Origin of the sequence: Microbacterium terricola (assembly GCF_027943945.1) — a bacterium.
GTDB classification, from domain to species: Bacteria; Actinomycetota; Actinomycetes; order Actinomycetales; family Microbacteriaceae; genus Microbacterium; species Microbacterium terricola.
On record NZ_AP027141.1, the window covers coordinates 1,078,002 to 1,092,038 of the forward strand.

Genomic DNA, 14,037 nt, shown 5'->3' on the forward strand with positions numbered 1-14,037 from the left:
ATAGGCCGACGATATGCCCGGACTCCTACGATCGAGTCATGCGCGTGCTGGTGGTCGAGGACGAGCCCTTCATGGCGGAGGCGATCCGCGATGGGCTGCGCCTCGAGGCGATCGCGGCCGACATCGCGGGCGACGGCGACCTCGCGCTGGAGCTGCTGAGCATCAACTCGTACGACATCGCCGTGCTCGACCGTGACATCCCCGGCCCGTCCGGCGATGAGGTCGCGCAGCGCATCGTCGCCTCCGGCAGCGGCATGCCGATCCTCATGCTCACCGCGGCGGACCGGCTCGACGACAAGGCCACCGGCTTCGGCCTCGGCGCCGACGACTACCTCACCAAGCCGTTCGAGCTGCGCGAGCTGGTGCTCCGGCTCCGCGCCCTCGACCGGCGGCGGGCGCACAGCCGACCGCCGGTTCGCGAGCTCGCCGGTCTGCGCCTGGACCCGTTTCGCCGCGAGGTGTACCGGGACGACCGCTACGTCGCGCTCACCCGCAAGCAGTTCGCCGTGCTCGAAGTCCTCGTCGCGGCCGAGGGCGGCGTCGTCAGCGCGGAAGAGCTGCTCGAACGGGCGTGGGATGAGAACGCCGACCCCTTCACGAACGCCGTCCGCATCACCGTGTCCGCGCTGCGCAAACGCCTGGGGGAGCCCTGGCTGATCGCGACGGTGCCTGGTGTCGGCTACCGGATCGACATCGGCGAGGCCAGCCGGCCCGGCGAGGCGCAGGGGTCAGACGATCGTGGCTAGGGAGCCCGGCCCGAGCGTCCGGTTGAAACTCACCCTCAGCTACGCCGGCTTCCTGATGCTCGCGAGCCTCCTGCTTCTCGCTGTGGTGTGGGCCTTCCTGCTGCGCTACGTGCCGACGGAGGCGACGCAGACGATCGGCGGGTTCGTGCCTGGTCGCGACGACCTCATCCGCGCCTTCGCGCCGCGTGCGGCGTGGGCGTTGCTGTTCCTGCTGGTCTTCGGTCTCGTGGGCGGCTGGTTCCTCGCCGGACGGATGCTGGTGCCCCTGGACCGGATCACCGCCGCCACCCGCCGCGCCGCGGAGGGTTCGCTCTCGCACCGGATCGCGCTGGAGGGCAGGGCTGACGAGTTCCGTGAGCTCGCCGACAGCTTCGACGCGATGCTCGCGCAGCTCGAGGCGCATGTGGCCGAGCAGCAGCGGTTCGCGGCGAACGCGTCGCACGAGCTGCGGACGCCGCTCGCGATCACCCAGACCCTGCTCGACGTCGCCCGCAGCGACCCCGAGCGCGACCCCGAAGAGCTCGTCGAGCGCCTCCGGATCGTCAACGCCAGGGCGATCGAGCTGACCGAGGCTCTGCTGCTGCTCAGCCGCAGCGATCAGCGCTCCTTCCATCGCGAAGCGGTGGACCTGTCGCTGCTGGTCGAGGAGGCCACCGAGACCCTCCTTCCCCTCGCCGAGCAGCGCGGGGTGAGCATCGACACGAGCGGCGAGGTCGCCCCGACTTTCGGCTCATCCGCGCTGCTGCTGCAGCTCACGACGAACCTCGTGCACAACGCAATCGTGCACAACCAGCCCCACACCGGCACGGTGCAGGTGAGCACCGCTGTAGAGCCGGGGGCGGCGGTGCTGCGCGTCGAGAACACCGGCAGCATCCTCTCGCCGGCCCAGGTCGCCACCCTCACGGAGCCGTTCCAGCGCGGTGCCGAACGCATCCGCACGCACGACACCGGAGTCGGCCTCGGGCTCGCCATCGTGCAGAGCATCACACGCGCGCACGACGGGATCCTCACCCTCACACCGCGCGCGACCGGCGGGCTGATCGCCGAGGTGAGGCTGCCCGCCGCCAACCTGTGAGGCGTACAGACTCGGGGCGTAGCTTCCAGACATGAGCACCGTACGCTCGACGACCCCTGGCCGTGGTCGCCCACAGAATCGGCAGTCCCCCAGCGAGTTCACCGAACTGGCCCAGATCATCCGCGGCAGCGGGCTCCTGCGTCGCCGCTACGGGTACTACTGGACCAAACTCATCGCCGCCCCGCTCGTCCTCGCCGGCTGCATCGTCGGGTTCGTGATCATCGGCGACACATGGTGGCAGCTGTTCACCGCGGCCGTCCTCGCCATCGTGTTCACGCAGATCGCCTTCCTCGGGCATGACGCCGCGCACCGGCAGATCTTCGTGTCGGGCCGGTGGAACGACTGGATCAGCCTCATCCTGGGCGACCTGCTCGTCGGGATGAGCTACGGCTGGTGGCAGCACAAGCACACCCGGCACCACGCCAACCCGAACAAGCTCGGCTCGGATCCCGACATCGAGCTGCCGGTCATCGCCGTGACACCCGAGTCCGCGCTCATCCAGCGCAATCGGGTGAGCGCGTGGCTCCGTGCGCATCAAGGCCTGTTCTTCTTCCCGATCCTGCTGTTCGAAGGCGTCTCGCTGCACGCCTCCGGCATCCGCCGCGTGGCGACGCCCGGCCATCTCGACCGGCGATGGGTGGAGATCGGGTTCATGGCGGTGCGCATCGGGGGATTCCTCACGCTCGTGTTCCTCGTGCTCTCGCCCGGGATCGCCTTCGTCTTCCTCGCCGTTCAGCTCGGGCTGTTCGGGTTCTACATGGGCATCTCCTTCGCCCCGAACCACAAGGGCATGCCGGTGGTGCCGCGCGACGTCACCCTCGACTTCCTGCGCCGGCAGGTCGCGATGAGCCGCAACATCCAGGGCTCCCGCTTCCTCGACGCGGCGATGGGCGGACTGAACTACCAGATCGAGCACCACCTGTTCCCCTCGATGCCGCGGCCCCATCTGCGGCGGGCCGCGCCGCTGATCGCGGCCTACTGCCGTGAGCACGGTGTGCCGTACACCCAGACGCGGCTGTTCGCCTCGTACGTGATCGTCACGCGCTACATCAACCGCGTCGGACTGGGCGAGCGGGACGTGTTCAGCTGCCCGCTCGTCGACCAGCGCAGCCACCTCACCGCGGCCGTCTGAGGCCGGCTGGCGGCGGACGAGTCAACCGGCCGGGGCCTCGCCTCCCGGTTCAGCGGGGCGGCTGCGCCTAGCCTGGGCGGGTGGACCTCGACGTCAGCCTGTTCGTGATCCCGCTGCTCGCCGTCGCAGCGCCGCTGCTGGGGCGACTCGTGGGGCGATGGGTGCGCATCCCGATCGTCGTGTTCGAGCTGCTGCTCGGCATCCTCGTCGGCCCGAGCGTGCTCGCCATCGTCGCGCCGACCGAGTTCATCGACGTGCTCTCGGAGTTCGGTCTGGCGCTCCTGTTCTTCGTAGCCGGGACCGAGATCGAGGCGTCCGCGCTGCGCGGACGCACCGGTCGGCGGGCGTGGTTCGGCTGGGTCGTCAGCTTCTGCGCGGGCACCGCACTGGGCTGGATCATCGCGCCGGGCATCGGCGCGGTCGTCATCGGCATCGCGCTGTCGTCGACGGCGCTCGGCACGCTGCTGCCGATCATGCGCGACGCGAACGAGCTCTCCACGCCATTCGGCCGGTCGGTGATGGCGCTCGGCGCCGTCGGGGAGTTCGGACCGCTGATCGCGATCTCGATCCTGCTCGGCGGGCGGTCGCCGGGCGCCGCGACGGTCGTACTGCTGCTCTTCGCCGTCATCGCCGTCGCCGCCATCATGCTCGCGCTCCGCATGCCGCAGGGGCGCCTGCATGAGTTCGTCAACTCGACCCTGCACACCTCCGGCCAGTTCGCGATCCGCGTCGTCTTCGCGATCGTGGCGTCCCTCGTGTTCCTCAGCCTGGTGATGGGCATCGACATGCTCCTCGGCGCCTTCACCGCCGGCATCGTGTGGCGCCTCATCATGCGCGACGCCACCGAGCACGACCGTCACGCCGTGGAGAGCAAGATCGAGGGCGTCGCCTTCGGGTTCCTCGTGCCGATCTTCTTCATCTACACAGGTGTCACCTTCGACCTGGCCGCACTGCTCGCGGACCCCCTGCTGCTCGCGCTCGTCGTCGCGGCGCTCATCGTGCTGCTCGCGGTGCGCGGAGGTCCGTCGGTGCTCGCCGCGCCCGTCGGGGCCGGCGCGCGCGAGCGGGCCGCGGTGATGCTGATGGGGGCGACGGGCCTGCCGATCATCGTCGCGGTCACCTCGATCGGCGTCGACGAGCAGATGATGACGAGCGCGCAGGCTGCCGTGCTCGTCGGGGCCGGGATGCTGTCGGTGCTCCTGTTCCCGCTGATCGCGATGACGCTGCGCGGCGACTCGACCAAGGCCCCGGCCCAGCTGCGCGACGACGGGGCGTGACGGGAGCCCGCACGGGACCGACGTTCAGGCCGAAGTGCTACAAAAGGGTCATGGCCCACCCTCGTCGTGGCGTTCGCGTCGCGCTGATCGCCGCATCCGCCGTCGTCGTGGCGGTGCTCGCGGCGGCGTGGATGCTGCGCCCTGCCGAACAGCCGGCCGCATCGCCGTCCTCGACGGCTACGCCGAGGCAGACGCTGACGCCGACGCCGAGCGTCACCCCCTCACCGACCCGCACCCCCGCTGGCTACGCGGCGAACACCGCCGAGTACGAGGGCGCCACGCTGCCCGCGATCACCGTGTTCGCCGTGAATCCCGCACTGGAGGTCGATGACGATCCGTACGGTGCGTTCACCGGCACGGTGGTCACCCCGCGCGAGGAGAGTGCGCCAGTCTTCGCCGACCCGGAGGGCGAGCCCGTCGGCGCGCTGCTGAGGGAGTACGTCCACGGCGGCAACACGGTGCCCGTGATCGAGCGGCAGACGCACTGGGTGCGGGTGCTGCTGCCCGGGCGCAAGGCCGTGCCCTCGAAGGGGGATCCCTCCCAGGTCACCGGCTGGCTGCGCGTGGCGGATGTCGAGTTCGGCACCATCGACCCCGTCGTCGAGGTGAGCATCTCGAAGCGGACCATCGACATCGTGCGCTCCGGCGATCGTGACCGGATCGCCGATGACTTCGGCTGGGGCACGGATCAGACGCCCACGCCGGTCGGCCGCACGTTCATCATGAAAGCGGCCGTGGTGCCGCAGTACTCGTACACCCGCGGCCACCCGATCGTCTATCTCGGGGTGCAGTCCCCGACGCTCGACGGCTTCGGCGGGGCGAGCGTCGCCGTGACGGCGTTCCATTACCACGATGCCCGGTCGGGCAACATCTCGAACGGCTGTCTGCGCGTCGACGTCGACGCCATCACGGCGCTGGCGAAGCTGCCGCTGGGAACCCCCGTGATCATCCGCGACTGAGGCGGGAAAGGGGGTGCGCCGCTGTCCGGGGGGTTGGACAGCGGCGCACCTAAGCACTGCAAGCAGTGCCAACACCGGACCTGTGTGACTGGTTCGGTTGCCCCACAGGTGGGGATCCGGTGCTTCTTGTGTCGGGTCGAGGGCCGTCATCGGCGCAGGGCCGTGCCAGCCGTCGGTTCGACGGTCTAGGCGGTGTCGCTCGATACCGGGGGGAATTTCGCGTCACCTTCCCTTCGGCCGAAGCCTCCGGGGTGGTCTTATTCAGAACGTACCGGTCATCGCGGGCCGGCGCATGTATTTCACCGAATGAATCGGCGTGTCGTAGGAACACAATACCGTGACAAGCTTGGGATTCAAGTCACCTCAAGGGAGCGGTTCCATGTACACGCGTGAACTCGGGCGTACCGGCCGGCAGGTCTCCGCCATCGGACTCGGCACCTGGCAGCTCGGCGCCGATTGGGGCGCCGTCAGCGAGGACGATGCGCGGGCGGTGCTGGCAGCATCCGTCGATCAGGGCGTCACCCTCTTCGATACGGCGGACGTGTACGGCGACGGTCGCAGCGAGTCGATCATCGGCGGCTTCCTCGCGGAGCGGCCCGGTCACGGGATCACCGTGGCCACCAAGATGGGCCGTCGTCTCGCTCAGGAGCCTGAGAACTACTCGCCCGAGAACTTCCGCGCCTGGACCGACCGTTCGCGCCGGAATCTCGGGGTCGACACTCTCGACCTTGTGCAGCTGCACTGCCCGCCCACCGCGGTGATCGAGGCGGATGCCACGTACGACGCACTGGACGCGCTGGTCGCCGACGGGACGATCGCCGCCTACGGCGTGTCGGTCGAGACGACCGCGCAGGCGCTCGCCGCCATCGCGCGGCCGCACGTGACGAACGTGCAGATCATCCTGAACCCGTTCCGGCTGAAGCCGCTCGACGAGGTGCTGCCCGCCGCCGCCGACGCGGGGGTGTCGATCTTCGCCCGTGTGCCGCTCGCGTCGGGGCTGCTGAGCGGCAAGTACACGACGTCGACGACTTTCTCGGCCGACGACCACCGCAGCTACAACCGGCACGGCGAAGCATTCGACAAGGGCGAGACGTTCTCGGGCGTCGACTTCGAGACCGGACTGGATGCTGTCGCCGCCCTCGCCGCTGCGCTCCCCGCAGGAGTGTCGCTGCCGGCGGCATCGCTCGCCTGGGTGGCGTCGCGGATCGGGGTGACCTCGGTGATCCCCGGTGCACGCACCGTGGCGCAGGCGGAGTCGAACGCGGCGGCCGCTGCCCTGCTCGACCCGGCGACCGCCGGTGCATTCGACGTCGAGGCGTTCGACGCGGCGGTGCGCGAGGTGTACGACTCCCGGCTCCGGGCGACGATCCACCCGCAGTGGTGACCCTGGGGTAGTCCGCTCACGCGCCCGCGTGCGCGCGCTCGTGCCGGGTGACCAGCCGCGTCGGCGAGGCCGTGACGCATCGCCACCGCTGGAGGGGATCCCACCAGACCGGTCCGCGGATCTCGGGCACGCCGTGGTTCATCCGGATCTGCCAGCCGCTCGCCTCGAACGTGCGGTGATGATGCCAGCACAGCGGGACGCCGTTGCACGTCGAGGTCGGTCCGCCCTTGCTGTGCTCGGTGACGTGGTGGATCTCGCACCACGCGGGCGGCACATGGCAGCCGGGGATGATGCATCCGCCGTCGCGCTCGTAGATTGCCCGACGCTGATGGTGGGTGAAGACGCGATCGGTGGTCGTGAGGGAGATGATGCGGTCGTTCCGGTCGAAGACCACGCGCTGGATCGCGCCGACGCACCCGGTGTGGCGGGCGAGGCCGAGCGGCTGGGGTGCGTCGACGCCCTGCAGGAAGGCGTGCCCGCGACCGCTCTCGAGGTCTTCCTGCCGCACCGAGACCACCAGGGTCGGGGGAGCGCCGCCGATGCTCGGCACGCTGCCCGAGCCGGCCACCTTCGCGAGGATCGTCGCGAGCACGTCGTGCTGCTTCTGCGGATGCGTACGAGGGTCGGTGTAGTCCGCGTCGGGCTCGGCGATCGGGTCGCCATCGGCGTCGGCGTCGGTATTCTCTGACCCGGCAGCCGCGTCGTCGGGATCCTCGCAGAACCAGGGACCGCGCGTGAACGCGGGATCGACCTTCGGGTTCAGCATGCTGTCGCTGAGCAGCCGGAACTGCGCCGCCACCTCGGTCAGCAGGTGACCGTGGAACGGCACGAGCCCGTTGCGCTCGTGGCCGAACACGAGGCCGCGCTTGCGCTCGGCGCGGTCTTCTCGCGGCTCGGAGCCGTCGGGGTCGAGGTACATCGCCCAGACGAGCGCCATCTGCCGCAGATCGGCCGCCGTGGCCGGAGGAGCGTCCCCGGCGCCCTCGCCGCGTGCGGCGCGCCCGAGCTCGTCGTCGGCAGCCGCCCGAGCCTCTGCCGATACCGTCGGAGCCAGCTCGTCGAGCGGGCCGGAGATCGCGAGTACGCCGTCGATGCCGACGAATCCTGCTGCCAGCGCGGCGTACAGACCCGGGTACCGCGGGTGACGTTCGCCGCTGGTCGCATCGACGCGCCCGATCACGGCGCGCCCCGCCTTCACGTACCGGTTCGCCGTCTGCGGTGCCACGAGGGAGACGCGCTCGACCAGCTCGGCGACCGAGCGGCACCCCATGCGCGAGCTGAGTCGCTGGTCGCGATCGAGCCACCGATCTGAGCGTTCGTCGACGTGCCCTGCGGCCGCGGCCAGAAGGGCCTCGGCATGCCTGCTGACTCGTGCCGCGGCGGCCATCGTCGCGAGGATCTGCGGGTCGGTCGCCGCGCCCAGCAGGTCGGAATCGAAGACCTCGGCGACCAGCGCGGAGAGCGCGGTGTCGAGCTCTCCGAGTCGGGCGATGAGGTCTTCCATGCCCCCATTCTGGTGAGGGCCTCCGACATTGAAACACCCAGATCAAGCGGCAGAAAGCAGCCTGTGGACAACCTTCCGGATGTCGTGTCTGGGGAGGAACGGTCACCGCATCCACGCGGTACCGTGGCACGATGCCCGCCCGTCGCCTGACCGCTCTCGCACTGCTCCTCGGCGTGATCGCCGCCGGCCTCCTGGTGCACGCGACGCTGCCCGACAACGCCGCATCCGACATCGCGGGCGACGCGCTCTACGCGGTGGCCGCCTACCTCGCCGTCGTGCTCATCGCGCCATGGTGGTCGCCGCTCGTCGCGGGCGCGGTCGCCGCCGCCTGGTGCCTCGCCATCGAGCTGTTCCAGCTCACCGGCATCCCGCTGCGGCTGGGCGAGGTGTTCGCGCCCGCGATGCTCGTGCTCGGCACCGTCTTCGACCCGCGCGATCTGGTGATCTATCTCGTCGCGGTGGGGGCAGCATCCGCTCTCGACGCGGTGGTCAGAACTCGAGTCGCATCACGACGCGCCGCTTCGTCGGGTGCGACGCCTCGCTGAAGCCGGCTGCCAGGAACGGCCCCACCGCGCCGACGTTCATCTCGTCCCAGATGACCTGGGTGCCGCCGGTGAGCATCGGGTAGCCCTCGACCGCCGCGGCACCGTGGTCGCGGGCGTACTCCGCGGCGGCCGCGACCAGGGGATAGGTCAGCCCGCGTCCGCGATAGCCCTTGCGCACGATCATGCAGGCGATCGCCCACACGGTCGGGTCGTCCTTGTCCTCGGCGCGCTCCTTCCACGGCACGGGAGAGCCGCGCAGGCGCCCGTAGACGCCGCGGCGGTCGACGGCGCACCACGCGACCGGCTCGTCGTCGAGGTACCCGACGATGCCGATCGTCTCGCTCGCACGCGGATCGCCGCAGTGGACCTCCGAACGGAGGATGCTGGCCCGCTCCGTGACCGGCAGGTGCCACCAGTCGTGGTCGCCCAGGCGCTGTCGCTCGCACTGGCAGACGCCCGCCGCGCCGGTGAGGATCGCCTGCAGGTCGTCCCACGTCGCCTCGTTCGCGGGGACGACGCGCAGATCGTCCGACGACGGGGGAGCGGTGCCCATGCCGAGAGAGTAGCCCTCGTACGCTGGACCCGTGCACGTGGAATTCGAGGGCGACGTCTACCGCTGGAGGGCGCGCGAGCAGGATTGGTTCTTCGTCGCGCTGCCCGTGGAGCTCAGCGAGATGATCCGCGAGATTCCGCGGCCACCGCGGGGTTTCGGGTCCATCCCCGTCACCGCGCGCATCGGCGACTTCGAGTGGCGGACCTCGATCTTCCCCGACTCGGCACAGGGCACGTTCGTGCTGCCGCTGAAGAAGGCGGCGAGGGATGCCGGCGCCCTCGCGGAGGGCGACGTTGCGGTTCTTGCGCTGATCTTGTGACTCGTGTGACAAGAGTTAACAAAGTTGAGTATTGACAGGAACATGAGAGATCTCTCATGATTGGCCCTGGAGAGGGAAGTACCGCTGGGGAGCGAGTACCACCAACCCGGCTTTTGGGGGGCTGGGCGGTACTTGTGATGCCGAGGAGTGATCCTCGGACCCGCGAATGTCGTGCAGCGCTCGAGAGCTGATCTCAATCACACGAGTCAGGGAGACCCGCACACATGCGCACAACCATCCACAACTACCTGGCGGCCGAGAAGGCACGCCGTGAGGAGTCCGGCGAGGCCGGCTTCTCGCTCATCGAGCTCATCGTCGTCGTCGTGATCCTCGGCATCCTCGCCGCGATCGCGGTGCCGGTGTTCCTCGGCCTGCAGGGCCAGGCCCAGCAGAGCGCCCTCGAGTCGATCACCGCCAACGGTGCCTCGCAGACCGCGTCGGACATCTCACAGGGCAACGAGGCGGACATCGCCGCCAACCTGACCGCTCTCGCCGGTCAGAGCGATGCGCAGCTGGACGGCATCACGCTCACCAACAACGGTGTGACGACGATCGACGGCTACTGCGTCACGGGTGCTGCCACCGGCCTCACCTCGGTTACGTCGGGCCCCGGCTGCTAATCAAGCCACTTCCGCCGAGGCCGGTCCCGATCCGTCGGGCCGGCCTCGGCATCCCTCTATGACGGACCAGGGGAGGTGAGTCATGGCAGAGCGTCACCAAGAGCGCGGTTTCAGCCTCATCGAGGTGGTCATCGCGATATTCGTGTTCGCCGTGATCTCGCTCGCCATCCTTCCTCTCGCCATCCAGGCCGCAGCCCTCAGCACCGTCAATCGGGACCAGGCTGCGGCGAACGCATTGGCGTCGTCGCAGCTCGCGGGAATCCGCTCGAGCTTTCCGGACGACAGCACCAACTCGTGCGCCGCGGTCCGTGCGACGCAGATCACGCAGGTGAAGGACCCCGCCGAGACCGACCTCACGGCAAACCTCGTCGTGTCCGCGTGTCCCGCCTCGTATCCGGGCGTCGTGACGATCACCGCGACCGTCTACGACCCCGCGGAATCCTCCACCGACGCCGTCGTGACGATGGCGACCCAGATCGTGGTGACCGCATCATGATCCGCGAGCGGCTCCGGGACGATCGGGGCATGACCGCCATCGAGCTCGTCATCTACGTCGTGATCACGGCACTCCTGCTCGGGGTGATCGGCGGCATCCTCATCGCCGGGATGCGCTCGACCATCACGACCGGCGACCGCGATCTGGCGACCGGCACGGTCCAGGCGATCAGCACGTCGCTGTCGAGCGACATCCGCAATGCATCTGCCGTCGCCCTCACCCAGACCGGCACGTCGACCATCGTCCGCGCCAAGGTCGCGACCGGGCGCACCGACTGGGAGTGCCGCGCATACGCCGTGGTCGACCTGCAGACATGGAATGACAGCACCGTCACCAACGGAGCCGATGGCCGCTTCGAGCTGCGGGTGCTCACGTATGACGACGCCGCCACGATCACGGCCCCCGTCCCGACGACCGCGTGGGGTGTGCTCTCGAGGGATGTGCAGCGTGTCGAGGTCGCCGCGACCCCGTCGCCGGCTCCCACGCCGAGCCACCTGCCCTACTTCGCGCTGACCGGCGGCGCGCTCTCGTGGAACCTCGCCGCGCTCGCCTCGGCGAACGCCTCGTTCAATGACGGCGAGACCGTCGCACTCACGGGCGCCGCCGTCGCTCGCGCCCATGATGAAGGGACGACGAAATGCTGGTGAACCGCCTCACGCGCCGGCTGCGCGCCACTGCCGAGGGGGAGGACGGCTCGACGCTGATCGCCGTCCTCATCGTCGCGATGATCCTGGGTCTGCTGACCGTGACGCTCTCGGCTGCGGTCGTGAACACGACGAAGACGACGCTCGGCGTGGGCTCGTCGCTGCAGGCGCAGGCTGCGGCCGACGCCGGCATCGCCGCCGCGGTCGCGGCGGCGAAGGCTCACCCCGCAGACGTCTGCACGATCGACATCACCAGCAGCACGCCGCGGTACCACGTCAAGCCCGCGCTGCCCAGCCCGGAGCGCCCCGATGTGACGGCCTGCGGCGCGGGCGGGAAGGTCACGTTCCTCTCCATCGGCACCGGCGAAGACGGCAGGACCACCTCGGTCGAGGCCACCTACTTCTACACCGGAGGCGTGGCGACCGGTGTCCCCGACAACGCCGTCGTCATCGGCGGCGGCACGTTCAGTGCCACCTCGCTCATGCTCAAGGTCGGCGCGGGCGGGGCAGACGGTTCGGCGCTGATGCTCAGCGGCGACTTCAAGACGTGCAACAACATCACCACCTTCGAGACCGACGTCATCCTGTACAACGGCAACCTCGAGCCGACGAACTCGTGCAAGTTCATGAAGAACGTGTACGTCGCGGGCTACGTGAAGATGAGTGCGGGCGCAACGGTCGGCGGGTCCATCTACGCACTGGGCACCGTCACTCTGGCGAATGCCGGGAACACGGTCGGCGGCGACATCGTCGCCAAGGGCAATGTCTCCATGACCGCGGGCGCGACGGTCTCCGGCGGGGTCATCACCGAAGGCAATCTGTCGATCACCAACAGCCCGACCACCATCGGCGGCAACGTCGCGGTCGGCGGGGACGTGAGCATGAGCTCGGGCGCCAAGATCAACGGCAACCTCACCGCCACGGGCAAGGTCACCATCGGAGCTTCGCCCGTCGCCGGCAATCTGACGGCCGGCGGTCAGCTCGATGTCCAGAGCACGACGATCGGCGGTGCGATCATCGGAGCGCATCCCGGTGACCAGAACTTCTACAACGTGAAGGCCGCATCGATGACGGTCGCCGGCACCTACAAGGCCAATTTGCAGACATCGAAGATCACCGGCGACGTCGTCTCGACGAAGGCGGGCGGTGTCAGCTACATCGCGCCCGACACCATCATCGGCGGCAAGCTGCGTCTCGCGGGCACGGCGTCGACCGGATGGGGACCGCCGACCGCCGCCGGCGGCAACAGCTACAACGTGACCGGCCTCACCGCACCGACGGTTCCCGCGAAGCCGATCATGACGATTCCCGACGAGCTGAAGACCGGCACGTACAAGTGGGATGACTACGACTACGTGCAGGACAACTGGATTGCCGGCGGATACACCGTCGATGTGTGGCCGACGGCACCGGACTGCACGTTCGACACCTGGCATCCCGCCAATGTCGCGAAGATCGCGTCGTACACGACGCCCACCGTGGTCGACCTTCGCAAGTGCGCCAAGGTGTACGGCTTCCAGACGACCCTTCAACTCGATGCCGACCTGCTCATCCTGCTGCCGGACAATGACGTGGAGCACAAGTTCCAGGAGGTGACGTTCTCCTCGAAGGACGGCCAGCCTCACAAGCTCGACTTCCTCATGCCCGACACGGTCGACAACGACTCACCCACCTGCAAGAAGAGCGGGTCCAAGATCAACCTCTACGCCACGAAGGCGAGCACGAGCCCGCTGATCTCGGGGCTCATCTACACGCCGTGCACGCTGTCGATCGCGAACGTGGGTGCGAACGGCAACTGGACCGGGCAGCTCTACAGCGGATCGATGATCTTCGACGCGGGTGGCGCGCCGGGTTACCAGCTCGTGTATCAGCCCATCGGTGTGCCCGGGTTCGGCGTGAGCACCGCGTCGGCAGCAGCTCTCGGCGCCCTGATCAGCAGGCGCGACATGGGAGCGCCGTGACCCTTTTCGTCCTCCTCTGCGCCGGCGTGTTCGGGCTGATCATCGGCTCGTTCCTGAACGTCGTCGTCTATCGCGTGCCCGCCGGCATCTCGCTCAACCGACCGAGCCAGTGCCCCGGCTGCGATGCGCCGGTGCGGCCGTGGCAGAACGTGCCGGTGCTGTCGTGGCTCGCGCTCCGTGGGAAGTGCGCCTCGTGCGGCGCGCCGATCTCTGCGCGCTATCCGCTCGTGGAACTGGCGACCGGAGTGGCGTTCGTTGCCGTGGCGTCGGCGTGGCTCGATGCGTTTCGTCTCGCTTCGCTCGCTCAACGACCCGACGCCAGCGAATGGATCGTCCTGGTGGCGTACCTCTACTTCGCGGCCATCAGCATCGCCCTGACGCTCATCGATCTCGACACGCGACGACTGCCGAATGCGATCGTGCTCCCGTCCTACCTGGTCGCGCTGGTGCTCTTCACCGTCGCCTGTGTGCTCGGTGCGGAATGGGAGTCGCTCGCGCGCGCGGCCATCGGCGGTGCGGCGCTCTACGGGTTCTACTTCCTCCTGCGGCTCGTGCGCCCGGACGGCATGGGCGGGGGAGACGTGAAGCTCGCCGGCGTGGTCGGCCTGTATCTCGGCTGGCTCGGCTGGGGGGCGCTCATCGTCGGTGCGTTCGCGGCATTCCTGCTGGGTGGGATCTACGGGGTGGCACTGCTGGCACGCCGGCGTGCCGGTCGCAAGACGGCCATCCCGTTCGGACCATGGATGCTGGCCGGCGCGTGGGTGGGAATCTTCGCGGGCGAGCCGATCGCACGCTGGTACATCGGGCTGCTCGCGGTCTAGA

Annotated in this window: 15 protein-coding genes; 13 read left to right on the plus strand and 2 right to left on the minus strand. The window is 69.1% G+C overall.

The window, feature by feature from the left end:
* The first annotated feature begins 38 nt into the window (after window positions 1–38).
* The 6 genes from Microterr_RS05005 to Microterr_RS05030 all read left to right on the plus strand — a co-directional run bounded on the left by Microterr_RS05005 (window position 39) and on the right by Microterr_RS05030 (window position 6,573).
* On the plus strand, window positions 39–746 hold the full coding sequence (locus Microterr_RS05005) for a response regulator transcription factor (RefSeq protein ID WP_263795796.1): 708 nt from the start codon (window positions 39–41) through the stop codon (window positions 744–746).
* Entirely contained in the window at window positions 739–1,821 is a 1,083-nt protein-coding gene (locus Microterr_RS05010; RefSeq protein WP_263795795.1) for a sensor histidine kinase, read from the plus strand. Before Microterr_RS05005 ends, Microterr_RS05010 begins: the two co-directional genes overlap by 8 nt.
* A 31-nt stretch (window positions 1,822–1,852) precedes the next feature.
* Entirely contained in the window at window positions 1,853–2,953 is a 1,101-nt protein-coding gene (locus Microterr_RS05015; protein ID WP_263795794.1) for a fatty acid desaturase family protein, read from the plus strand.
* 80 nt (window positions 2,954–3,033) lie between these two features.
* Window positions 3,034–4,230, plus strand: coding sequence for a cation:proton antiporter (locus tag Microterr_RS05020; protein ID WP_263795793.1), 1,197 nt, complete (start codon window positions 3,034–3,036; stop codon window positions 4,228–4,230).
* Between the two features lie 50 nt (window positions 4,231–4,280).
* Window positions 4,281–5,189, plus strand: coding sequence for a L,D-transpeptidase (locus tag Microterr_RS05025; protein WP_263795792.1), 909 nt, complete (start codon window positions 4,281–4,283; stop codon window positions 5,187–5,189).
* A 379-nt stretch (window positions 5,190–5,568) separates the two neighbouring features.
* Window positions 5,569–6,573, plus strand: a complete 1,005-nt coding sequence (locus Microterr_RS05030; RefSeq protein ID WP_263795791.1) for an aldo/keto reductase — start codon at window positions 5,569–5,571, stop codon at window positions 6,571–6,573.
* A gap of 16 nt (window positions 6,574–6,589) precedes the next feature.
* On the opposite strand, the gene Microterr_RS05035 is transcribed toward Microterr_RS05030, so the two are convergent.
* Window positions 6,590–8,077, minus strand: a complete 1,488-nt coding sequence (locus tag Microterr_RS05035; RefSeq protein ID WP_263795790.1) for an HNH endonuclease signature motif containing protein — start codon at window positions 8,075–8,077, stop codon at window positions 6,590–6,592.
* A gap of 131 nt (window positions 8,078–8,208) precedes the next feature.
* Here Microterr_RS05035 and Microterr_RS05040 point away from each other — a divergent pair, with 131 nt between their 5' ends.
* On the plus strand, window positions 8,209–8,622 hold the full coding sequence (locus Microterr_RS05040) for a DUF2809 domain-containing protein (RefSeq protein ID WP_263795789.1): 414 nt from the start codon (window positions 8,209–8,211) through the stop codon (window positions 8,620–8,622).
* On the opposite strand, the gene Microterr_RS05045 is transcribed toward Microterr_RS05040, so the two are convergent.
* Window positions 8,567–9,175 (minus strand): GNAT family N-acetyltransferase, encoded by a 609-nt coding sequence (locus Microterr_RS05045; protein ID WP_263795786.1) that lies wholly within the window; start codon window positions 9,173–9,175, stop codon window positions 8,567–8,569. The genes Microterr_RS05040 and Microterr_RS05045 overlap by 56 nt on opposite strands.
* 31 nt (window positions 9,176–9,206) lie before the next feature.
* On the opposite strand from Microterr_RS05045, the gene Microterr_RS05050 reads away from it, so the two are divergent.
* The 6 genes from Microterr_RS05050 (at window position 9,207) to Microterr_RS05075 (ending at window position 14,036) form a co-directional block, all read left to right on the plus strand.
* On the plus strand, window positions 9,207–9,494 hold the full coding sequence (locus Microterr_RS05050) for a DUF1905 domain-containing protein (RefSeq protein ID WP_263795785.1): 288 nt from the start codon (window positions 9,207–9,209) through the stop codon (window positions 9,492–9,494).
* 224 nt (window positions 9,495–9,718) lie between these two features.
* Entirely contained in the window at window positions 9,719–10,114 is a 396-nt protein-coding gene (locus Microterr_RS05055) for a prepilin-type N-terminal cleavage/methylation domain-containing protein (RefSeq protein WP_263795784.1), read from the plus strand.
* 82 nt (window positions 10,115–10,196) lie between these two features.
* A complete protein-coding gene (locus tag Microterr_RS05060; RefSeq protein WP_263795783.1) occupies window positions 10,197–10,610 on the plus strand; it encodes a type IV pilus modification PilV family protein in 414 nt (137 codons plus the stop codon).
* A 29-nt stretch (window positions 10,611–10,639) separates the two neighbouring features.
* The gene (locus tag Microterr_RS05065) at window positions 10,640–11,257 is read left to right on the plus strand and encodes a hypothetical protein (RefSeq protein ID WP_263795782.1); all 618 of its coding nucleotides are present in this window, start codon (window positions 10,640–10,642) and stop codon (window positions 11,255–11,257) included.
* Entirely contained in the window at window positions 11,248–13,215 is a 1,968-nt protein-coding gene (locus tag Microterr_RS05070; protein ID WP_263795781.1) for a hypothetical protein, read from the plus strand. Before Microterr_RS05065 ends, Microterr_RS05070 begins: the two co-directional genes overlap by 10 nt.
* Window positions 13,212–14,036, plus strand: a complete 825-nt coding sequence (locus Microterr_RS05075) for a prepilin peptidase (RefSeq protein ID WP_263795780.1) — start codon at window positions 13,212–13,214, stop codon at window positions 14,034–14,036. Before Microterr_RS05070 ends, Microterr_RS05075 begins: the two co-directional genes overlap by 4 nt.
* Window position 14,037 lies beyond the last annotated feature (1 nt).

Coding starts and splice junctions, on each gene's coding strand:
- Microterr_RS05005 (WP_263795796.1), top strand. CDS start 39: ATGCGCGTGCTGGTGGTCGAGGACGAGCCCTTCATGGCGGAGGCGATC.
- Microterr_RS05015 (WP_263795794.1), top strand. CDS start 1,853: ATGAGCACCGTACGCTCGACGACCCCTGGCCGTGGTCGCCCACAGAAT.
- Microterr_RS05025 (WP_263795792.1), top strand. CDS start 4,281: ATGGCCCACCCTCGTCGTGGCGTTCGCGTCGCGCTGATCGCCGCATCC.
- Microterr_RS05030 (WP_263795791.1), top strand. CDS start 5,569: ATGTACACGCGTGAACTCGGGCGTACCGGCCGGCAGGTCTCCGCCATC.
- Microterr_RS05035 (WP_263795790.1), bottom strand. CDS start 8,077: ATGGAAGACCTCATCGCCCGACTCGGAGAGCTCGACACCGCGCTCTCC.
- Microterr_RS05040 (WP_263795789.1), top strand. CDS start 8,209: ATGCCCGCCCGTCGCCTGACCGCTCTCGCACTGCTCCTCGGCGTGATC.
- Microterr_RS05045 (WP_263795786.1), bottom strand. CDS start 9,175: ATGGGCACCGCTCCCCCGTCGTCGGACGATCTGCGCGTCGTCCCCGCG.
- Microterr_RS05055 (WP_263795784.1), top strand. CDS start 9,719: ATGCGCACAACCATCCACAACTACCTGGCGGCCGAGAAGGCACGCCGT.
- Microterr_RS05060 (WP_263795783.1), top strand. CDS start 10,197: ATGGCAGAGCGTCACCAAGAGCGCGGTTTCAGCCTCATCGAGGTGGTC.
- Microterr_RS05065 (WP_263795782.1), top strand. CDS start 10,640: ATGACCGCCATCGAGCTCGTCATCTACGTCGTGATCACGGCACTCCTG.
- Microterr_RS05070 (WP_263795781.1), top strand. CDS start 11,248: ATGCTGGTGAACCGCCTCACGCGCCGGCTGCGCGCCACTGCCGAGGGG.